7 protein-coding genes are annotated in these 22,320 nt (G+C 73.7%); all 7 read left to right on the forward strand.

Annotated features, from left to right (window positions below; genetic code table 11):
- The first annotated feature begins 303 nt into the window (after nt 1–303).
- The gene (locus SAVERM_RS05105; protein WP_078234826.1) at nt 304–2,733 is read left to right on the forward strand and encodes a SpoIIE family protein phosphatase; all 2,430 of its coding nucleotides are present in this window, start codon (nt 304–306) and stop codon (nt 2,731–2,733) included.
- Nucleotides 2,734–2,995: 262 nt separating this feature from the next.
- Nucleotides 2,996–3,685, forward strand: coding sequence for a hypothetical protein (locus SAVERM_RS05110; RefSeq protein WP_010982363.1), 690 nt, complete (start codon nt 2,996–2,998; stop codon nt 3,683–3,685).
- A complete protein-coding gene (locus SAVERM_RS05115) occupies nt 3,682–13,698 on the forward strand; it encodes a DUF6603 domain-containing protein (RefSeq protein WP_010982364.1) in 10,017 nt (3,338 codons plus the stop codon). Before SAVERM_RS05110 ends, SAVERM_RS05115 begins: the two co-directional genes overlap by 4 nt.
- Nucleotides 13,698–15,266 (forward strand): hypothetical protein, encoded by a 1,569-nt coding sequence (locus tag SAVERM_RS05120; protein ID WP_010982365.1) that lies wholly within the window; start codon nt 13,698–13,700, stop codon nt 15,264–15,266. The genes SAVERM_RS05115 and SAVERM_RS05120 overlap by 1 nt, the downstream gene beginning before the upstream one ends.
- A complete protein-coding gene (locus tag SAVERM_RS05125; RefSeq protein ID WP_010982366.1) occupies nt 15,263–16,126 on the forward strand; it encodes a hypothetical protein in 864 nt (287 codons plus the stop codon). Before SAVERM_RS05120 ends, SAVERM_RS05125 begins: the two co-directional genes overlap by 4 nt.
- Complete coding sequence (locus tag SAVERM_RS05130; RefSeq protein WP_010982367.1) at nt 16,123–19,719, forward strand: hypothetical protein; 3,597 nt, start codon at nt 16,123–16,125, stop codon at nt 19,717–19,719. Before SAVERM_RS05125 ends, SAVERM_RS05130 begins: the two co-directional genes overlap by 4 nt.
- Nucleotides 19,716–22,289: a peptidoglycan recognition protein family protein gene (locus SAVERM_RS05135; RefSeq protein WP_010982368.1), complete on the forward strand. Its 2,574-nt coding sequence runs from the start codon at nt 19,716–19,718 to the stop codon at nt 22,287–22,289. The genes SAVERM_RS05130 and SAVERM_RS05135 overlap by 4 nt, the downstream gene beginning before the upstream one ends.
- Nucleotides 22,290–22,320 lie beyond the last annotated feature (31 nt).

Here is a 22,320-nt window from a genome sequence, read left to right on the forward strand (position 1 = left end):
AAACGTTGCCGGAGTCGGTGGGCTGCGCGAACGGGGCCGTGCAAGAGGGCCGCGCCTGGCAGAACCGGTGCCCTGAATCCAACCTCTTCGGTCACGCCGACTCTTCGGTCACGCGGAGCGGAGCAGCGGTGTCGGAGGGGCCGAAAGGACCTTCGCCCGGCTCCGCCCGATCGTCGTCTCGTCGGCGAGCGCCCTGGACATCCGGCGGGCGGCGCCTCGTGGGAGGCACGGTGCCCGCGCAAGGCCGTGCGGCGGCGTGAGACTGTGGTGCTATGGAACAGGCCCCCCGAGGGGATCCACACCATGGCGACACAGAGCACGGCGCACGAATACCTGGATGAGCCGTTCGACATCACCCATGCGGCTGTGGTCCGCATCGACGCGCACGGTCTGATCGAGGGATGGAGCAAGGGCGCACAGACGCTCCTCGGCTACCGGGCAAGCGAGATTCTGGGACGGCCTGCCGCCTCGCTGCTGACCGGCGAGGCAGACCTCGCTTCCGCCATGTCGGAGCCACGCCGTACAGGCAACGGCTGGGAAGGCCTGATCGCCGTCAGGCATCGCTCCGGCCACCACGTGGAGCTGGCACTGCGCGCCTGCCCGTTCCAGGACGATGGTGGGCGCCGAAGCTGGCTTGCCGTGGTCACCCCGGTGAGCGCGCCCCGCAGGTGGGCACTGGAGCAGGCGGTGCTGCACGGCCTGCTCGACCAGTCGCCCATAGGGATAGCCGTGGTGGACACCGACCTGCGGTACCAGATGGTCAACCGCGTACTGGAAGACATGGACGGCGTGCCCGTCCAGCTGCGCATCGGCCGCAGAGTCGGGGAGGCCGTGCCCGGGGAAGCCGACTCCACCCTCGAGTGGCAGGCCCGGCAGGCGCTGGGCAGCGGGCAGACGCTGCTGATGTTCCAGCATGCCGTCCCGGAACCGGGCGAGCCCTACCGACAGGACCGTGAGCGCGTCAGGCTCTGCGCGTCCTTCCGGTTGCAGGACCGTACAGGCCACCTCCTGGGCGTGTGCCACACCACGGTGGACGTCACCGACCATGACCGGGCCCGCCAGCGACTCGCCCTGGTGAACGAGGCGAGCAGCCGTATCGGCACCACCTTGGACCTGGACCGCACCGTGCGCGAGCTGGCCGAGATCGTGGTGCCCCAGGTCGCCGACTTCGTCGCGGTCGACCTGCTGGACACGGTTCTGGCAGCCCGCGACCTCACGCCCGTCGCGGTGGACGGCGAGACAGCGCTGCGCCGAGCGGCGCACCTCTCGATCCAGGAAGATCACCCCGAGGTCGTGGTCGCAGCCGGGGAACCCACCCGCTACCCGCCGACCTCCCCGCAGAGCCGATGCCTGGCTACCGGTCGCTCGATCCGCCACCCGGTCATCGACGGGTCGACGCCGTGGCTGGCCCAGGACCCGCTGCGCAAGGCAAAACTGGACCTCCTGGGCGTGCACTCCCACCTGGTCGTCCCCCTCCAGGCCCGAGGCATGACCATGGGCGTGGCCACGTTGCTGCGCTGGAAGCACGCAGAGCCCTTCGACGACGACGACCAGCTTCTTGTCGAAGAACTGGCAGCCCGCGCGGCCGTCTGCATCGAGAACGCCAGACGTTTCGCCCGCGAACACAACACCGCACTCGCCCTCCAGCACAGCCTGCTCCCCCACGGGCTGCCCGAACAGAGCGCGGTCGAGGCGGCCTACCGCTACCTTCCCACCGACACCGAAGCCGGGGTCGGCGGAGACTGGTTCGACGTCATTCCGCTGTCCGGCGCACGGGTCGCCCTGGTCGTCGGGGACGTCGTCGGACACGGCATCCACGCCGCGGCCACCATGGGCCGGCTGCGCACCGCCGTGCAGACACTCGCCGACCTCGACCTGCCCCCCGACGAACTCCTGGCCCGCCTCGACGACCTGGTGATCCGGCTCGCGGACGAAGCCGATGCCGCCGCCGGCGGCGCCCTGGTGATCGGCGGGACCTGCGTCTATGGCATCTACGACCCCATCTCACGCAAACTCGTCGTGGCACGGGCCGGACATCCCAGCCCCGCCATAGCGCACCTCCGTGAACCAGTGGAATTCCCTGACATACCTGCCGGCCCACCCCTCGGACTGGGCGGCCTGCCCTTCGAATCCGCCGAGATCGACGTCGAGGAAGGAAGCGTGATCGCCTTCTACACCGATGGCCTCATCGAAGCCTCCGACCGCGACGTGGACGTCGGCTTCGAACGGCTCTGCTTCGCACTGGCCCACCCCGACCGCCCACTCGACGAAATCTGCGACACGATGGTCCGGATGCTGCTGCCCGAGCACCCACACGACGACGTCGCCTTCCTCGTCGCCCGAACCCGTGCACTCGGCGCCGACAACGTCGCCTCCTGGGACATACCCGCCGTCCCCTCGGCGGTCCACACCATCCGACAGATGACCAACCGGCAACTGAGCGCCTGGGATCTCGACGATGCCGCATTCACCACCGAACTCATCGTCAGCGAACTCGTCACCAATGCCATCAGGCACGCCTCCCCGCCCCTCAGCCTCCGTCTGATCCGAGAACGCGCCCTCATCTGCGAGGTGTCCGACAGCAGCAACACCTCACCACACCTACGCCGCCCCCTCGGCACCGACGAAGGCGGACGCGGACTCTTCCTCGTCGCCCAGGTCGCCCAACGGTGGGGAACCCGCTACACCCCTCAAGGCAAGACCATCTGGGCAGAACAACCACTACCCTCATAGGCCTTGGCCGCCACCTGCCCGTCCGGTAAGGACGCGTTGCCGAGCGGCCCGGACACGCTCGTGCCGCGTTGGCGGAGTGCCACTCGGCCCGGCCGAAGCCCTAGCCCGCCACCTTGGCACCCACGGGGCGCAAGCTCACTGGGCGGTTCAAACTCCCGTATTTGTACGCCTACTGACGTATGTATCTCCATATTGATCACCCTAAAAATAGAGGGGCTCAGCGGTCGCACGGCACACTCCGTAGCCTTCCGAAGGGTCGTGTATGGCGCTCCCTCGTTCGCCGGCCGCTGCCCTGCCCGGTCCGCAGTGGGCCGAACAGGACAGCTGGTCCTACCGGGATCTCGACCAGGCTCCGCTGTCGGCCGAGTGCCGTGACGAACTCGAAACGCTGCGGGCCGAGGCGGGCGGCGGCCGGCCGCCGGGCGGCTGGCCGGCCGGGTGGCCCGCACCGCCGCTGGTCGTGCGGGAGTCCCTTTTCCTCTGCCTGTTCCGCGCGGCGCTGGCCCGGGGGGAGCTGCGGTACGGGCGGTTCGTGTGGCAGGACCTGGACAGCGAGTTGGGCGTCCATTACCAGGAGAGTCGCGCGGCTCTGCTCAACGGCATCGTCCTGATCGGACTGCGTACCTTCTGCGACCAGATCTCCGGTGGCGAGGCGGCGCAGATGGAGCTTGTGGTGCCGATGGCCGTGGGGACTCCGAACGAGCCGGCCGGACTGGTCGTGGCGGCCGAGACGACCGCTCGCGGGCCCGAGCTGCTCGTGGACGTCTGGGGCGAGACGGCCGTGGCGGCCTGCTGGCAGGCCCTGATCGCGGTGTGCCGCTACGTCGCTTCGCTGGCCGGTGAGGACCAGTACTGCCGGCCGCTCGTACCCGGGGGCGTCCACGCCGCCGACGGATTCCTCACCGTGGTGCCTCAGGCCATGCACGCCGTCGACCGTCAGGGGCCGCGATGACCCTCCCGACCCTGCCTCCGGAGCTGGTCCAACTCGCCGTCGCGCTCGGGGTTCTCAGGCGGGAGCCGGGGGACGGCGCGGATCCCCGGCTGGAGGTGGATCAGGCCTTCTTCGCGGATCCCGGCAAGCAGTTGTCCGGTGTGCTCAGCGATCCGGTACGGCGTGCGGCCGCGCTGGAGCTCGCCGCGGCGCTGCTGGGCAGCGCGAAGAACGCGGCCCTCGAAACGGAGGGCGCCCAGCCCGGCCGGACCTGGATCCCGCTGCCCACGGGCGACGGTGCCACGGCCGGACGTCTCTATCTGGTGGTGGACGCGTCCGGCGACACGGTGGCGCTGTCGCTGGCCGGCCGCGCCACGCTGCGGGCCGCCGAGGTGGAGTGCGCCGCCTCGGTCGTCGTACCGATGGTGGCGACCGGCCCCGGCGGTACGCGATTCCTGCCCGGTACCGCGGACGGTGACATCCGCGTCGCCGTCAGCCTGCGACTCCCCCCGGCACCCGGCGACTTCGGCCTGGGCGGCCTGCGCGTCGGGGCGGACGTCCCCACCCATGCCCTCGGCCGCCCCCGGCTGCGGCTGAGCCTGACCGGGCTGCGGCTCCCGGGCGAACCCGCCCGCGATCTGGACATCGACGACGGGTCACTCCCCGGCCGGCTGGGTGAGCTGATCCCGCTGCTCGCCGACCTGCTCACCGGCCTGCTCCGGTCGAGGGGGACGATCGATCCCGCCAGTGCCGGGCGGCTGCGGCTGCTGCTCACGCTGTTCGGGCTCGGCGACACCTCCGTCATTCCGCCGCTTCCGCTGGCCGAACTCCCGGGCTCCGGCCCCCTGGTGTTCGCCGACTGGCTGCGCGCGGTGTTCCTTCCCAAGCCCGGCGAACCGGTGCCGCCACCCGCGGCACGGGCGTGGCTGGAGACCCTCGGGCAGCTGCTCGGGCTCCGGCTGTCGCTCCCCCTGCGGGGCGAGGGGACCACGGCTTCGCCGTATCTGCTCTGCCTGAGCCCACTGCCCGGGGTACGGGTCTGTGTACGGCTCGTCGCCCAGGCGGCGGACGACGGGCTGGAGCTCAGGCTGGGCCTGTCGGCCGCGGCCGAGGTGTCCGGGGCGGTCTCCGCCCATGCCGCGGCCGATCTGCTGGCCCTGCGACTGGGCGGCGGGGCCGATGTGCTGTGGCTGCCCGAGGTACGCGTACATGTCGAGGTGTCCGGCGCCGAGGGACACCTGCTGCGCCGCCCGGCCCCGCCGCAGCCGGTCACCTTGATGGTGGGGACGCTGTCCGCCGGCTTCTCGATCGGCTCGGACCGTGCGGTGCGGCTCCTGCTGGAGGCGGCCGACGTCGTCCTCGACGGACATCCGTACTCACGTCTGGACCTGTCCAGCGTCGAGGCGCTGGCCGCGGCCGCCGCGCAGGTGGGCGTCGACGCCCTGCACGATGCGCTGGAGACACTGTTCTCAAACGACGAGGACGGCGGCGGACGGCGTGCCACGGCCCTGCTCGTCCTGCTGGCCCTGCGCAAACCGGCCCTCGACTGGCCGGTCGGCCTGCCGCCCCTCACCGAGATCGTCGGCAACCCTGCGTACGCGCTGCTGCGTTACCACTCCCGGGTCCTCGCCGACGCCCCGCACCGATGGGGCGCCATCGCCGCGCAGCTGGCCGTCCTGGTGCGGGCCCCCGCCCCGACCGGCGAGGGCAGCGCCGTAGACCCCTGGGTCGTCTCCGTGGGCGACGTGGGCCTGCCCGCCCGGCCGGCCCTCCTCCTGTGGCAGGACGACGCCGAAGGCGCACCCCGGCTGACCGTCGGAGTCCGGCTGGTTTCGGCTCCGCTGCCCATCAGCGGCGGGGCTGTGCGGCTGTCCGCCGCGCTGGACGCCGTACGGCTGACTCTGCCCGCTGTGGACCCGCCGTCCGCCGTCGCGCTGACCGCCGCGGAGCTGCGGCTGGCGTGGGGGGAGGATCTGTCGTTCGACGCCGGGCCCGTACAGCTGAAGGCGGGTTCGCTCCTCCTGGCCGCCGGGTGGCGGCAGGGGGCCGGATGGGGGGCCCGCGCGCGGGTCACCGGTGCTTCGGTCACGGTCGAGGGCGACGAGGTGGCCCTGCCGGATCCGCTCGAACTCGCCACAGGGGTAGACCCGTTGCTCCCAGGCCCCGGATCCGCGCTGTGGCCGGCGCTCACCCGCCTCGCCGGTCTCGCGCTGCTGCGTACGACACCCCGCGAGGGTCTCGACCCGCGGAGCCTGCTCGCCGCGCTGCTCGGCTGGCTGCCGGCGCGTGGACGGCTGCGGGTGCCGGGTGAGGAGGACACCGGCATCGACCTCGCCGCGCTGATCGCCGACTGGCCGCCACTGCCGCTGGCGGGCCTTGTCACCGATCCCGTGGAGACGGTCCGGTCCTGGCTCGGCGACGTTCTGGCGGGCAGTGGTGGGGCGGACCGCAGTGTGGCCGCCATCGCGTTGCTGCGTGAACTTTTCGCCCGCGGCGGGCCGGAGCGGATCAGGCAGGTGGCGGTCGCGGGCGACGGAACGCACGAGCGGCCCTGGCGGCTGCCCCTCGACGACTCGGGGCCCGAGCTGCTCATATGGCTCGATCCCGACGGGCCCGGTCTGGACGGTCTCGGCGAGGTGCTCGACGCGCTCGTCCCGGCCGATCTCACCGCCGCTCTGGACGGCTCGGCGCCGCTCCCCGGCGTCGAGCGGCTCACGGCGGTGCTCAGCGGTGCCGCGCGCTTCGACAGCGACCTGGCCGAACTCCTCGACGAGCGGCCGGACTCGGCAGCCGATCTGTGGGCGCTGCTGAACCATGCAGCGGGCAGCGACGGGCTGCTGCCCGTCTCGGCGCAGGTACTGCCGGGGACCACGCACCCCACCGTCGTTCTGCCGCGCGGTCACCTCTGCGCGCCGGAGACGTTCGAACTGAGCGACCATCTGCCCGGCGCGGACCCCACCCGCACGGTGTACGTCTCCAGCGACCTGCCCGGGATACGACCCTGGCCCGGTCAGCCGGGGGCGGCCGGGGCACACCTGCTCGATCTGCGGACACCCGGCCTGGCGGCCGAGTCGTTCGGTCTCGGCGGGCTGGCGGCGACCGGCCCGTGGTACGTACTGCTTCCGCCGACCGAGGAGGCAACGGTCCGTCTGCGCCCGGCCGTTGCCGAGTTCCGACGCCTGGCCGGCGCGCCGGTCGTGCTCGTGGCGCACTCGCTGGCCGCCCGGGCGGCGGTCCAGGTCTGGTCCGAGGGGGGCCTCGCGCAGCTCGTCACGCTGGGCGGGCCACTGTCCGACACCGCCCGGCCCGGGCCTCTCGACGGACTGGAACAGCCGGGCGTACACGATGCCTTCCGGCTGTTGCAGTCCCTGGTGGGCCTGCTGCCCGCGGGCAGCTCCACCGACGGCTCGCCGCTGGCGGAACTGGTGGCGACCTGGGCGGCCGTGACCGGTGACGCTCCCTCGGGCCTACGTTCCGTTCCGTTCCCGGTCTCGGCGTTCACACCCGTCGCTCTGCCGTCCGCGGCACCCGCTCCGGTGCTGAGCGTCGTCACCCAGTTCACCCGCGAAGAACTGCATGGCGCGCTCACCGCCCTGGTCGCCGCGGTGGCCGCCCAGGTCCGTCGCCGGCTGCCCGGCGGCGGGGCCGTGCCGGGCCGCTCCCGGGCCACCCACCTCGGTCTTGGACTGAGCTTCCGCAGCACGGCCGCTGCCGCCGAGGGCATCGTCTGCGGCAGTGAACTGCGCCTGGACGCATGGCGCGTCCCGCTGCCCGCCGCGCAGCGGTCGGCGCCGACGGTCACTCCCCGGCTCCACGTACGACTGACACTGCGGCGGCCCGGCGGCTGGCTCCTCGACGGCAGGCCGGGGGCCGGGGCGCGGACCGGGCCGCAACCGCGACTGCGCGGCGCGGATCTCCTGGTCGGTATCGGCCCCCGCCTCGACGACGCCTCCGTGTCGGCCGTGCTCCATGACGCGGCACTCGACGGAGTGGGCCACGGCCGGCTCGCGATCACCCCGCACACGCTGGACGCGGCGGCCCGTCGGTTCCTGGGGCTGCTGGCGGACACGTTGTCGCCCCGGCCGACGGCAGGGCCCGTGCGCGACCTGGTGGACCTCCTCGTGCAGGCGGGCGTGGCCGTCCTGACGGCCGAGGAGCGCGTGGAGCTCCGCCCGGACACCCTGGAGCGTGTCATCGCGGATCCGGCAGGGCTCATACGGACTCTCCTTTCGGACCCGGCTGTCCGTGGCACGCTGCGGCGGCTGGCCGGACTGCCGGACGGCGGTGCGGGGTTGCTGTCCGCCGGCGGACTGGAGGTCGGCGTCACCCCCGACTGTGTGATCACCGTCAGCACACCGGAGCGGGGTCTGCCGCTCGCCGGCATCGCCACCGTGCACGGCACGCTCGTCGTCGGCCCGGAGCGCGCCCCGGCCCTCACCCTCAGGGTGCGCTCCGGACAGGTGGAGGCCGCCGTGCTGCCGGAGCCCGATCTTCCGGCTCTGGCCCGATTGGTCATGCTCACCACGGGCGGCGAGGCGATCCGCTGGGGTCTGCAGTCCCTGCGCGACCGTGGCATCCTCCTCGACCCGCTGCTGGATGTTCTCGGCCTGCTGGCGCACGACCCGCGGCGCCCCGACGCCCCGGGATCGGTCCGCTCCCCCGTGCCTCTGATCACCGCGCCGGGGCGCCGGCTCGTGGAGGTTCTCGGCGCGGACCGGCCCGGCGAGCCCTTCCTGCTCGCACCCGGTCACCTCGCCCGGCTGATCGACGCGGTGGCCCAACTGATCGGCTTACCGGGCGGGTTGACTGCGCTGTCGCTGCCCGGGGGCGGTTCGGTCAGTGTCGCCGAGGACGGCACGGACCTGGAGGTCACGCTGCGGCTGCGGGACGGGTCCGGGCCCGCTGCGCTGGAGTCCGCCGTGCACTGGCGGCTGCGGCCCGGGCCGACCGTCACGGCGTGGCTGACGTTGTCCGCCGAGCAGTCCGGGCCGGGCGGGTTCGGCGCCGGTCTGGAGCTGGAGGTCGGCCCCGAGGTGAAGGTGGCCGCCCGGCTCACGCCGCGGGCCGGCGCGCCCCGGCTGGACATCCCGCTGTATCCGCTGACGCCGGGACTCGGCGCGCTCGCGGAGCTCGGTCAGCAAGCGGCGCAGTACGCCCTTCCGATGCTCCTGGACGTTTTGCGGGACCTGGCCGATCCGGCCGATCCCGGCGATCCGCGGCTCAAGCAGATCGCCGCGGCGCTCGCCGGGCTGCTGGCCGCGCTGGAGCTGACCGATGCCGACGGCGCGGCCTCGATCGAGCAGTTGAAGCTGCTGGCGTCCGCTCCCGCCGACGAGTTCGGTGCGCGGTTCCGCCGGCATCCGTCCGAGGTGACCGCCGCGCTGAAGGCGCTGGCGCGCGCCCTGATCGGGGACGCGGCCGCGCAGCCGCCCGTGCTCTGGCGCAGCCCCGGTGGCCGCGTCGTCGTCGACCTCGACGCGGCGCCCGGGGGCGTGCCGCGGCTCACCGTCACCGCGGACGGCCTGCATCCCGTTCCCGGCACGGACGCCGAGGTGTCGTTCGCCGCCACCACGGCCGGACCCGCCCCCTGTCACCTGTCGTGGTCCGTCGTCGATCCGGACGCGCTCTTTCCCGGCCCGGTCGACCTCATGCCGTTCGTGCGGGTCACGCTGGGCGGCGTCGACGACCGGGTGGAGGCGGGCCTGTGGCTCGATCCGCCCGGGACGACCGACCGGGAGGCCCTGGTCCTGCGGCTGCCGGGCAGTCCGACGCTCGTGCACCGCCGTGGAGCCGCCGACTCCGCCGAGGTCGCGGCGGCCGTGCCCAAGCTGATCCGCCGTATCGCCGTACCCCTCGCCGCCGACCTGGCACTCACTCCGGCCCCGGTCACGGACCTGCTGAAGGCGCCCGTGGGCAACGACAGCACTGTGGGGAAGGTCCTGCACTCCGCGCGGATCCTGACCGGGACCGGCAGCCCGCCCGGCGCACCGTGGCGGCTGGCCGACGGGCTGCTCGACGCGCCGACTCCGCGGGTGCTGAGCGCTCTGGCCGGCTTCCTCACCGCGCTCGCGCCACGGCTCGGACCGGTACGGCTGCAACTCCTCGAAGCCGAGGACGGGCCGGGGCAAAGGCGGTACGGGCTCGGTCTGGAGCTCGTCGAGACGCCCTACCCGCTCCTGGAGCTGGGCGATGTCGTCGTCGCGCTCTCGGCCGACGGTTCCTGGGAGCCACCGGCGGCCGGAGCGGGCACCGCTCACGTAGAGGTGTGGCTCGGCAGCCTGCCGGACACCCTGCCGGGCCCGGACCCGGAGTTCTCCCCCGCGCTGCGACTGCGGGGACTCGGGCTTCAAGTGGGCGGCGCGAAAGGCCCGTTGCTCGACCAGGGTCTGCGGATCGACGCGCTGTCGCTGCACGGCTCATACGCACGCGACGCGTCCGGCTTCCAACACGCCGGTGCACGGCTGGAGTTGCGGGGGCTGGCCGTGCCGTTCGGCTCGGCCGGAGGTGGCACGAACCCGGTCGCCGCGAAGATCCTGCAACCGGAAGCCGCGGGCGGTGACGCCACTGCGGCCGCGCCGGGCTTCGATCCCGCGCTGGTCGTGTGGAAGCAGGGCCAGGACCCGGTGGCGCTGCGGCTGAGCGCGGGCGCGGGGTCCGGTCCGTGGTGGCTGTCCGTGGAGAAGCAGCTCGGTCCGCTCTACCTCGAACAGGTCGGCCTCTCCGTGGCCTACGACGGTGACCGGCTGCGCGAGGTGGGTGTGCTCGTCGACGGCGGAGTGGCGCTCGGCGGACTGGCCGTCGGTGTCGACGACCTGGCGCTCCACGTCCCCTGGGCCACACCGGCCGATCCGGCGACCTGGCGTCTGGGCCTCGCCGGGCTGGCCGTCTCCTACAGCGGGCCGAGCGTCAGTGTGGTCGGCGGGCTGCGCAGGCGCGAGCGCGACGGCGGTGTGGAGTACGCGGGGATGCTCAAGGTCGAGGCGGCGGGCTTCGGCCTCACCGCCGTCGGCGCGTACGGCACGTACCCCGTCGTCGGCACCGCGGAGCGCTACACGTCGATGTTCGGCATCGCCGCGATCGCCGCGCCGATCGGTGGTCCGCCCGCCTTCTTCATCACGGGCATCGGTGCCGGACTCGGCCTCAACCGCGGACTGGTGTTGCCCGGCAAGGTGACCGACGTCGGAGAGTTCCCGCTCGTGGCGGCCATGGATCCGAGCAGCCAACTGGTCCGCGAGCCGATGAAGGCGCTGGACTCGATGGGCCGGACGTTCCCGCCGCGGCGCGGGGCGTTCTGGCTGGCCGCGGGTGTCCGGTTCACCAGCTTCACGGTCGTGGAGTCCGTGGCCGTGCTGGCCGTGACCTTCGACCACGACGTCGAGGTGGTCCTGCTCGGTCTGTGCCGGATGGAACTGCCCAACCCCGCGAAGCCCATCGTCTCCATCGAGCTGGCGCTGCGGGCGCGCTTCTCCGCGCGCGAGGCGGTCCTGTCCGTCGAGGCGCAGCTGACCGACAACTCGTGGCTGCTGAACCGCGACTGCCGGGTCAGCGGCGGGTTCGCCATGGTGATCTGGTTCCGCACCGGCGAGTTCGTCCTGTCCCTGGGCGGCTACCATCCGCGCTTCGCGAAACCGGCCCACTATCCCGACGTGCCCCGGCTGGGCATTCACTGGCGGGTCAGTGACGCCATCGCGATCAAGGGCGAGAGCTACTTCACGCTCACCTCCAGCTGCGTCATGGCAGGGGCCCGCGTGGAGGCCGCCTTCGACGGCGGGTTCGTCCAGGCGTCCTTCGTCGCGGGCGTGGACGCGCTGGTCTCCTGGGATCCCTTCTTCTACGACGTCGGGGTGTACGTCGCGGTCAGCGCCCGTCTGGAGATCGACATCCGGGTGTGGTTCGTGCACGTCCGGATCACGATCGGCTTCTCGATCGCGGCCCAACTGACCGTGCAGGGCCCGGACGTACGCGGAGTGGCCGTCCTGGATCTCGATGTGTCCAAGGTCGAGGTCGCCTTCGGCGCCGTCGACGCCCCGGGCTCTCCGCCGCCGCTGGGCTGGGCGGCGTTCCACGACAAGTACCTCGTCGCCGGTGACCCGCACGGCGAGACGATGAGCCTGACCGTACGGGCGGGGGGCGCCGCCCGCGATCCGGGCGGCGCGACGGGCGCACCCGAGGACGGCAGCCGGGAGCGGCCGCTGCTGCTCACCTCGGAGTTCACCCTCGCCTCCACCACGCGTACCGCGAGCAACCGGGCCGGCGGCGAGGTGCTGAGCGGTCCGGCGCTGGACCTCGGCCCGATGCGGCGAGTCGACGTGGTGTCCGAACACCGCGTGGAGATGGTCCGGCTGGACGCCGACGGCAAGCCGGTCGGCACCCCGGTCGACCTGGCGTCGACGGCGGTACGAGGCAATGTGCCCGACGGCGTGTGGCGCTGGTTCGACGACGTGGAGCTGGACGAGGGCGGCGTCCGCGAAGCGTTCACCGGCCTGGTTCTCAGCGCGGTCACCCGCCTGGGCGGCGGACTCACCACCGGCTCCGTCGATGAGGTCGACCCCGGTCCGCGACGGCCCCTGCCGCTGAGCGACGACCGCGACCCGGCGGGCGTCCGGTCCGCCGCCATGGAGGCCGCCGTGCGGTGGTCGCGCACTCAGTCCGGTGCGAACACGCTGGACCGGGCGACTGAGTTCCTCGTACGCGGTGCCGGGTTCGCGGCCTTCGGCCGGTGTCTGAGCGGCGAGCCGAGCAGGCCGAGCGACTTCGCCCTCGCGCTGCTGCCGGCCGACCGCATCTCGCCGCCCCGGCTGGCCAGGATCACCGAGGGCCTGGTGACGCCGGCCCGGCCGCCCCTGCCGCTCACCCCGCGGCAGGCGCCGCAGCAGCCGGATCCCGAGCCGCCGCGCGTCGCGCCTCCGGTGTTGCTCGCGTCCCTGCGGCCGCCGGTCGGCCCGGTCCGCCGCGACGGGCGGACCACCGTGCGCGTCCCGCGGTGGCCGCGCCGAGCCGCGCCCACCCTGGCCGAGGCCCGTGAGCAGGCGCTGCCCACGGCCGCCCAGCTCTTCACCCGGCCCGCGCTCGCGGACCGGGTCGGGGCCTCTGGGGCGACCGCACGGGACCGCGGGCGGCGTTTCTCCCGCAGTGGGGAGGAACGGGAGGTGCTGCGTGGCCTGTTGAGCGTCGACCGCTCGGCGCCGTGGCTGCGTTCGGGTGAGCGGGACATCGTGGACGGTGGTCCGGTGCGGCTCGGGGCGGGCCAGATCCAGGTGTGGCGGCTGCGGCGCGCCGCCGAGGACGTCCGGGCCGAACGGCCGCGGCTGGCCGTCACCGGCGATCAGCGGGTGCGGATCGTGGCGCTCGACCGGGCCGGGGCCGCGCTTGTCGACTCCGAGGTGGCGGGCACGGCGGAGGTCCCGGTTCCCCGGGGCACCCAACTCCTCGCCCTCATCGGCCTGGGCACGACGCCGACGGCGAACCGGCCCAGGCGCGCGGGCCTCTCCGGCTGGCACCCGGGGTCGTTCGGCGCACAGGTGATGCCGGGCACCGTCCTCGTGCCCGGCGCCCGGGTCAGCACCGCCGCCCCCGGCTCCAAGCGCGGACTGCGCCCGGCACGGGTCGCCCTCGTCACGGGCTTCGACCTGGTCGGACGGCAGGGGCTGACCACCACCGAACTGCCCGCCTCCACGCACTCGGTCGTCGTCGTGCTGTCCGCCGCGGGGCCGGTCAAGGACACCGACGGGCTGCTGCTGGGCCTCGACGGTGCCCAGCGGGCCCGCGGCGCCACGGAGCCGACGCCGCCCCTCGCGGTCGAGCAGGGCGGGCAGACCGTGCTGCTCTACCCGGTGACACCGCAGGGCGGATCCCCGGTGTCGGTCACGACCGGCCACGACGAACGGTGGCGTCCCTCAGGTGTGCTGGGCAGCGCGCAGCCGGCGGAGCGGGTGGCCCGCGCGATCCTCCGGTACGGCCTGCCCGCCCTCACCGGCGACCTGGCGGGCGAGGGCTCCGGCCGCTCGGCCGTGACGTGGATCGGAGACGTGTGATGACAGAGCTCGGCGAGGGACAGTTCCGCCTGCACGGCTTCGCCCGGCCGCCGGTGACGGCGGGACCGCACCTGGTGCGCATGACACAGTCGGTCGACCAGGGCGATCCGATCGCCCCGGTGGAACGTCACGCGCTCGTCACCGCTCCCCAGTTCGCGCTCCCTCCGGGGGAGTTGCGCAGCGTCTTTCCCCCGCCGGAGGCGGTCGGCCCTTTCGACACCCGCTTCGCCCAGGTGGCGCTGCGCCGCCGCACCCTGCCCTGGGAGCGGCTGGTCACCGTCGGCCTCGATCCGCAGCGCCGCCCGTGGCTGGCCCTCGTCCTGCTCACGCAGAGCGAGGGCGACGTCGTCACCGGGGTGCCGGTGAGCACCGCGGTCCCCGCGTCCCTGCACGGCGCACTCGGCATCAGCGGGGCTTCGGGGACCTGCGACCGGCTGGACACGACCAGGGACGTGGTCCAGGCGCTGTTCCCGCGCCCCGACGAACTGGAACTGCTGTGCCACGTGCGTGAGGTGTCGCTCGGCGACTCGGAGCTCTCGGTCGGTGACGACGACGGATTCCTGGCCGTGGTGATCTGTGCCCGGCTGCCCCGCCCGGGACTCGCGTACCGGGCGTGTCTGGTCTCGCTGGAGGGCCGGATCGCGGAACTGCCCGCCGCCACCGGGGATCCGGCCAGCGGTCCCGGAGGTGCCGAGGCCGCTCCCGGTGGCGCGGGCGTCAGCTTCCCGGTCCTCGCCCACTGGCGGTTCCGTTGCGCGGCGGAGCCCGGCGACTTCGACTCCCTCATGAAGGGGCTCCATGTGGGGTCGCTGGGCACCGTACGGGGCAAGTGCCCGGCCGTCGCGCCCAGCGGGCACACCGTCATCGGTCACACCACGCGGCGCGGCGAGGAGACGGCCGCCTGGTACCGGGGACCGCTGACCCCGCGCGAGGTGCCCCGCCGGCCTGCGGGCAGCCCCTGTCTGACGGCGGACCAGGGCCGGGCTGTCGCCGCCGACGGGCTGGAGGACCTCACGGTGGCCGCCGCCCACGAGGTCGGCCGGCTGCTCGCGCTGTCGTCCCCGCGGTTCCTCGCCTCGCTGCGCGACTGGCGCAGGCGGACCCTGGCCGCCGACGCGGTGGCCGCCGCCCTCGAACTGCTTCCGGAAGTACGGGACTTGGGCCTCACCCGGCTCACGGTGGGCCAGGGTCTGGGCCTGGCGCTGATCGGCACGCTCGTCGACGGCCGCGAGCCGCTGGGCGCCCCGGTCCCGCTCGCCGACGCCGAGTGGGCACTGCCGCAGTTCCCGCCCGATGTCATCGTGTCCGGCACGGGTCTGCCACGGGATCTCGTACGGCAGATCCTCGGCGACCTGCCGGTGCTCACCGACCCCGACCCCACACCGCCCGCCTCGCCCCTCGACCAGACCTTCGACGGCCTGCGGCAGACCCCCGACCAGCTCGCCCCGCTCCGTGACGCCCTGCGCGAACGGGTCCGGTGGATCGCCCGGCAGGCGGGGCTGGACCCGGACACCACGCTGTTCGACCCCGCCTACGCGCCCACCACGTTGGAGGAGCTCTTCCCATGAGCACCCGATACCGTTCCGAGGCCGCCGTCGAGCAGGTGCTGACCGCCGCCGCCGGCAAGGTCAGCGCGGGCGAGCCACCCCCGGACGACGTACTCGACTGGCTCGCCCGGCTGCGCCTGCTGGAAGGGGTCCCCTTCGCCTACCTCGTCACCGACGAACGTCTCCTGCCGCTCGAATCCGCGCGTTTCTTCTTCCTCGACCGGAACTGGACGGACGCGGCCGTGGACGGCGCGCTCTCGGCAGGCCCCTCCACCACGCGGGACCGGGCCCATCTCGTGGCGCGGCACGGCCGGATCCGCGACGCCGTGGATGCCTCGGAACGCAATGTGTGGATCAAGGCGGCGCGACCGGGCCTGTCCTACGACGCGGAACCGGTCGGCACGGTCACGGGTTTCCTGCTGCGCTCCCGTGCGGTCTCCGGCTGGCCGGGGCTGCGCGCGCAGGCATTCCACGAGGGGCAGCCGGTCAGGCCGCTGCGGATCGAACGCCTGGCGCCCGCCGTGCTGTTGGCGCTGTTCGACGGCCTGCCCACCCGCGTCCTGGTCGAAGAGCCGCACCAGGGGCTGCAGTTCGGCGTGGACCTGGCGGACGGCGGCGTGTTCACCGTCGCGCGCCGCCCGCCGGAGCCAGAAGGCGCCGCCACCGTGCTGTTCCGTCCCTCGGGCTGCGGTGTCGTGGACGTGCGCAGGCTTTGGGCCGATCTCGGTCACACGACAGCCGCCGACGGCGCCGCGACCTTCGCGCTCCACCTCGTGCAGCGCCCGTATCAGCAGGAGTTCTCCGGGACGGGAGAAGGCCCGCTGTTCAGCCCGTCGATCTCCCTGGACGACCTCGCCGCGGCCTTCGAGGAGTCGCCGTGACCGAGGCGTTTCCCCTGCACCCGGCCTTCGCGGTCACCGCGCGCACCGGCCTGACCGCCGCGGCCTCCCGCTCCTGGGCGGCCGGACTGCACCGCGGGCCCCGGCTGCTGGTGCCGGTCGACGTGCAGGCACTGGTCGTGCACGAAGGCCACGCGGAAGCCAGGGCCGACATCGGACTGCGGCTGTTCGACGGGCTGTCCAGGGACCCGTCCGCGCCGGGACCGCGCACGTCCGCGCCCTTCACTCCGGCCGCCCCGCTCGGCCCCGGTGTCCATCTGCACTGGGCGCTGCCGGACGCGCTGACCCACGCGGTGGCGGACAGCCCGGGGGCGGAGCCGGTCTGGCAGCCGCTGCCCGACCGCTGGGTCGTGGTCCGGCTCGGCCACTACACCGGGCAGCCCCGCGCGGTGCAGGCGTGGGTCCTGGAGGCGGAGAAGGGCGGCAGCGGCGCGCTCGACGGATGGCAGCCGGGCGGCGCCCGCGCCTATCGCACCCCGCAGCTCCGCCCGGAGCAGCTCACCGCCGTCTGCGGCGGCGACCCGGCCTGGGCCGCCGCATACGACAACGTGGCCGAGCGGTTCGCCCATTACGACGACTGGTCCACGGTTCCCGCACTGCACCGCAGAGCGCTGGCCTACGTCGTGGTCGGCTGGTACTCCCGCCCCGAACTCGACCCGGTCGCGGCGGCCGACACTCCCGCCGCGTTCCGTGCCCTCCTGGACCGGCTCGGCTGGCAGGTGGACACCGCCCGGCTCACCCGCGCCCAGGCCGAGGCCGAGCGCTCCACGACGCAGGCCGAGGCGCTCGGCCGACGGTCGGCCGACCTGCCGCCCCCGGCCTCCCCCGCGCTCGCCGGCCTCCTCGGGGCACAGCAGCCCGCCGCCGACCCGCACGCCTGGTGGCCCCGGCAGACCGTCTTCCACGGCGTGGTGTACGGGGTGCACGCGGATTCCGCTTCGGCCGTGGATCCCCGGCCCGAGCCGGGGGCACCACGGGTGGCGATCGGGGCCACCTCCGCGGAGGCGCTCGCCGCCCTCGTCGCCGGTGAACTGAACCGCCCGGACACCGAGATCCTCTACCAGGCCTTCGCGCACGGGCTCGCCACGACGCTCGGCGAACCCGACGGGCTGCCTCGGATCGAGGAGGAGATCCACGCCCGGGGCTTCGTGGCGCGCCCCGGAGCGGCCCGCGCGGAACGCGTCGCCACCGGCGACCCGTTCACCGGTCTGCGGCCCACCACACCCCCGACCCCGGCCCTGGACCGGGTCCGCGCGGATACCGCGTCCGGTATCCCGGACTTCGTGGTGGGCCGTGCCGTCCTCGCGGACCTGCACCTGATCGAGAACCAACCGGAACGGGTGGCACCGCCCGCCGATCCTCGCCGCACCGAGACAGTGCAACGGCCCCTGCCCCGGCGGTTCCACCCCCAGGACCCCGTGCTCGTGATGCGGGGCCTGCGCCGGTCCCTGCGGCACGGGTACGACGGGGTCCGCACCCCGGGTGAACGCCTGGCCTGCCGGCTGACCGGGGACACGGTGACACGCCTGGCGGGTGTCATCGACGGGCGGGACCTGCTGGCACGCGGACTGGACCACGGCTCGCTCCCGGCCGAGGCCGAGGCGCTGGTCGTCGAGGCGGCGGTCGAGGATCCGTACGCCGATTACATCGAAGCGCTCGGCCGTCTCCACCGGTACGGGCTGCCGCCGGAGGAGGCCGCGCGGCGGCTGCGGGCCGAGGGGGCCATGATGGTCTGGTCCCTGGCCTTCCCGAGCCGTGCCGCGCCGCTCACCCATCTGTCCCTCAAGGACGGCACGGGATCCTCGCCGGTAGGGATCACCCTGTGGCGCCAGGCATGGGTGCCGCTGTGGTGCGAGTGGGAACTGGAATGGAATCCCCATCCGGACGCCGGGGACTGGGAGTTGGGTGAACTCGACTTCGATCCGCACTCCGCTGCCGGATTCTCCCAGACCGGTGCCACCGTGCTGCGGGGACGGTCCTCACTCGTCTCGGCGCCGTCGCGGGCGCTCGGGGACGAGATCTCCCGGTTCCTGGCCGAGGAGGACCGGCTCGATCTGCGCGGCGAGGGCAGGATCGACGACGCGCTCGCGAGCCGGTTGCGCCGGCTCTCGGCCGATCAGGGGGTGCCCGACCTGGTGTCGGCGGGCTTCGACGGGCTGCGTGAGCGCATGCTCGGCTTCACCGACGACGTGGCGCTCACCCCCGGTGTCCCGCCGGCACCGACGGAACCGCCCGACCTGCTGCGGGCCGGGTTCGCCCGGCTGCGGCAACTGCGGGTGGTGGACGCGTTCGGCCGGACCGTGGATCTGCTGGACCCGGCGACCCCGCCCGCGTACGTCGGGTCGGGGCTGCGCGGCCCGGCCCGGGACGTCTTCGCACTGCCGCCGCGCGTCAACCAGCCCGCGACGCTGTCCTTCCGGCTCGTCGACGCCTCCGACGAACTGCGCGAGGCGGGCATCGACCAGCAGGAGGGCGCGGCGAGCCCGCTGGCCGGCTGGCTGCTCGCCGACCACGCGGACGGGGCGGTGGAGTTCTTCGCGCCCGGTGGCCGTGCGCTCGGTCAGCTCGCACACGACGCGCTGTCCGGTGCCGTGGTCTGGGAGGGCCCGCCGGGACATCGTGCGCCGGTGGGCGCCCCGCCGTCGGCGGCCTTCGGCGGACAGCCGCGCCTGCGGCATCTCCTGGGCCTGGCCGAGGGGTTGATCGACCGCGACAGCCGGGAACGCGCCACCGGTGTCTCCCGGTCCGACACCCCGTTGGACGCGCTGCTGCGTATCGTCGACACGACCTCGACGACGGTCGGAGCGGGCGGCCTGACCGGCAGCGAACACACCGCGCAGCTCGTGGGAAGGCCGATCGCTGTGGTACGTGCCCGGCTGATGCTGGACATCGAACCGGAGGGCGAGCATCCTGCCCTGTCCCCGGCCGCGCGGGCCGGGCGCGCCGCGGCCTGGGCGTGGTTGGCCGGACGGCGGTTCCCCGTTCGTCTCGGCGCGCTGACCCGTCTCGACGACGGCCTCCTGGCCTACTTCGTGGACGACGACTACGGCCTGATCCACCCCGTCCACGCCGACGTGGCGCGGGTCGCCACTCCCTCGGGCAGGCACCGGGGTGATTTCGCCGCCCTCGGACAACGCGCCACGACTCCCCGGCCGATCGGCACCCCGACCGTGGCCGACGGTTCCGCGCTGTCCCTGCTGCCCGGCCGGTCCCTGAGGCTCACCCTGCTCATGGATCCGGCCGCCAAGGTCCACGCCACCTCCGGGATACTGCCCCGCAAGAGCGTGGATCTGCTGCGCGACTGGTTCGCGGAGGATCTGGCCCGGCTGGTGCCGTCGGTGCGGGTCGGGCCCGTCCTCGTCGATCCGGCCACCATCCGTATGCCGCTCACGCCCGCGCCGGACGGCGAGCGGCTGTGGACCCGGCGCACCGCGCCCCTGTCCTGGCGCGACGACCCCGTCGTGGCCGCCACCCAGCAGGCCTTGCTGCCGGAGGTACCGGCATGGGCCCAGGAAGGCTATCTGCGCCTCGCACCGGAAGCGCGGGAAGCGCCTCAGGACGGGGGCACCGGGTGAGTTCCGCACTGGCACGGCTGTCAGCGGCGGCGCTGGGGCAGCCGCCGCCCCAGCCGCCCCGGATCGGCATCGAGATCCACCAGGTGCTGATCCGGCCGCGCGTACCGCGCCCGGACGAGCCTGCGCTGACCGAGGTCGACCAGTTCGGCAGCCTGGCCGGGCTCGTCGTCGGGCCGCTGCCCGCCGACTTCACGCTGGTGACGATCGGCCGGGTGACCGTGGACGGGCGGGGCACGGACGCGTTGCGCGTGGCGGCCGAAGTCGACCGGGCCTACCTCACCGGGGAGACGGCCTGGGTGCTGCCGCCCACCTCGGCCGGCTACTTCCGGCAGGAGACCCGCGTCGATCTGCGGACCGACCTGCCGTCTCCTCGCTACCTGGACTACCGAATCCTGGCCGGCACTCCCCGGCGTGTGGCCGCCGAACAGCCGGTCCGACTGGAGACGGCGACCCTCGACGGTTTCCTCGAACTCGCCGAGGAGGGCGAGAGCGAGCGTCCCGCGGGCAGGACCCACCTCGAGTACCTGACCTCGGTGCGCAAGCTCCGGGTGGATTCCGAACTGGACCAGTACCGGCAGCGGATGATCCAGAACCGGCGGAACATCCCCCCGTACGACCAGACGCCGGGCTCGTCCTGGGAGCTGCCCCGCCGGGCCGCCCGGCTGGCCGCGCTGCTGCGGGTGCAGCACGGCTTCGAGCGGCTCGACCTGGCGCAGGTGCTGGCCGGCATCGACGGGGCCGACCGGCAGACGCCCGGCCCCCTGGACCCGGCCCCTCGAGCGGATCTCGCCCTCACCTGGAGCGGTGACCTCGGGCGCGCCCTCGCCGCGTACGTCCGCGCCCGCCACGCGCCCGGGGTGCCGGCCGCGGACCGCGGTCGGTCGCTGGACCACTGGGTCGCCCGCCACGCTTCGACGCCGCGGCTGCTGGGCGACATCGACGGGGTGAACCTCGGCGAGTCCTTCGACCCGCACCGCTCGCTGGCGGCGCAGCTGCGTGAGTACTACGACGGCGCCGTGGACCGGCGTTGCACCGCGTTCGTCGCCGCCACCAGGACCAGTGCCGGAGCGCCGGCGCTCCCCCTGGCACCTGGCTTCGGCCCGCCTCGCTTCGCCGACGCCGCGGTCGGCTTCGTCGCCGGGGAGATCGTCGCGTTCGCCGTCGACTTCCTGCGCTTCGCACTCGGCGGCGCGTTCGAGAGCGTGCGCAGCCGTGCCGAGGCCATGCTCGCGCCGGACTCTCCCGAGGTACTGCAACTGACACACCGCTTGCTGCACTTCGTCGAGGCGGGGCTGGCCGCCGAACTCTCACCACCGTCGGACACGGCCCTGGTGATCCTGCGCCGCGACGGCAGCCCGATCCCCGGATTCACCGTACGGCTCATCCCGCCATCGGGAGGACGGCATTCCGGGATCGCGGCCACGACGGACGCGCTGGGCACCCTCATGGTTCCCGACGCCGGGACGCGTGCCTGGACGGTCGCCTGCGCCGACCACGAGCTGGCACCCGCCGCCGAAGCCACCGACCCCGTGCCCGTGACCGAACTGCGGCCCGGCCGCACGCCACTCGATCTGCCCCGCCACCACCGGCTCCCGCCCGGTACGACGACGGAGCTGGTCGCCCGCGAGGTGCTCGTTCTCGTCTGCCCCCGGTGCGATGCGGCGCTCAGGGTCGTGGAACCGCCGCCGCGCTCCCTCGAATGCCCCCGCGACGGCTACGACCTGTCGGAACTCCGCACCACCGTGATCACCGACATCGGCCGGTTCAACGCGCCGGTCTCGGGGCAGCGCCCGCACCGGACTCCCCTGAGGCTGACGTCCTGCGGCACCCGGCCGGTCGACACCGCGCACGGCCCCGTCGCCGCCTGCTGGGACGAGTCGCGCTTCCTGCATCCGGCGAGCGGCGACTACGAGTTGTGGGCCATGACACCGCGAGGGCCGCTGACCGTGTCCGTCGTCGGCCGCGCCACCTGGGGGGCGGCCCCGCCGCAGATCGACCCCCCGCTGCGTACCTGGGATTTCCACGAGGCCGCCTCCGGCCCCCTCGCGCCACCGCCCTACCGCGGCAGTCCCGTACCGCTCAGCGAGAACCGGCCCCTGGCCTCCGTCTACCGCTGGATCACCATCCACCACTCGGCCGACCCCGTCACGTACACGCATGAGGGCCCGCGCACGATCCAGCGGGCGCACTTCGCGGACGACAAGGCCGACATCGGTTACCACTACATCATCGACGGCGCCGGGACGATCTACGAGGGGCGGCCACTCGGCATCGAGGGCTCACACGCTGAACTCTTCAACGCCGGCAATCTCGGCATCGTGCTCACCGGCGACTTCGGACCGCGCTGGCAGAACCAGTGGGCACGCTACGACCACCCGACGCCCAAGCAACTCACAACACTCGACGTCCTCGTGGACGTCCTGGCCGTCCGCTTCGGCATCAGCAGCGTCTGGGGCCACCAGCCGCGCAAGAAGCAGTCCCGGGCCCCGGCATCCACCCAGTGCCCCGGTGAGTACCTCATGAGCCATGTCGACGAACTGCGCCTCGTGTACCCGGGTGATCCATTCTGAACGGCCCCGCCCAGGCCGTGCACCGTGTGCG

The sequence above is a fragment of the Streptomyces avermitilis MA-4680 = NBRC 14893 genome (genome assembly GCF_000009765.2).
Lineage (GTDB): Bacteria > Actinomycetota > Actinomycetes > Streptomycetales > Streptomycetaceae > Streptomyces > Streptomyces avermitilis.

Bases quoted from the DNA above. Each gene is read 5' to 3' on its own strand.
- SAVERM_RS05115 (WP_010982364.1), top strand. From the start codon at position 3,682: ATGACCCTCCCGACCCTGCCTCCGGAGCTGGTCCAACTCGCCGTCGCG.
- SAVERM_RS05125 (WP_010982366.1), top strand. From the start codon at position 15,263: ATGAGCACCCGATACCGTTCCGAGGCCGCCGTCGAGCAGGTGCTGACC.
- SAVERM_RS05120 (WP_010982365.1), top strand. From the start codon at position 13,698: ATGACAGAGCTCGGCGAGGGACAGTTCCGCCTGCACGGCTTCGCCCGG.
- SAVERM_RS05105 (WP_078234826.1), top strand. From the start codon at position 304: ATGGCGACACAGAGCACGGCGCACGAATACCTGGATGAGCCGTTCGAC.
- SAVERM_RS05110 (WP_010982363.1), top strand. From the start codon at position 2,996: ATGGCGCTCCCTCGTTCGCCGGCCGCTGCCCTGCCCGGTCCGCAGTGG.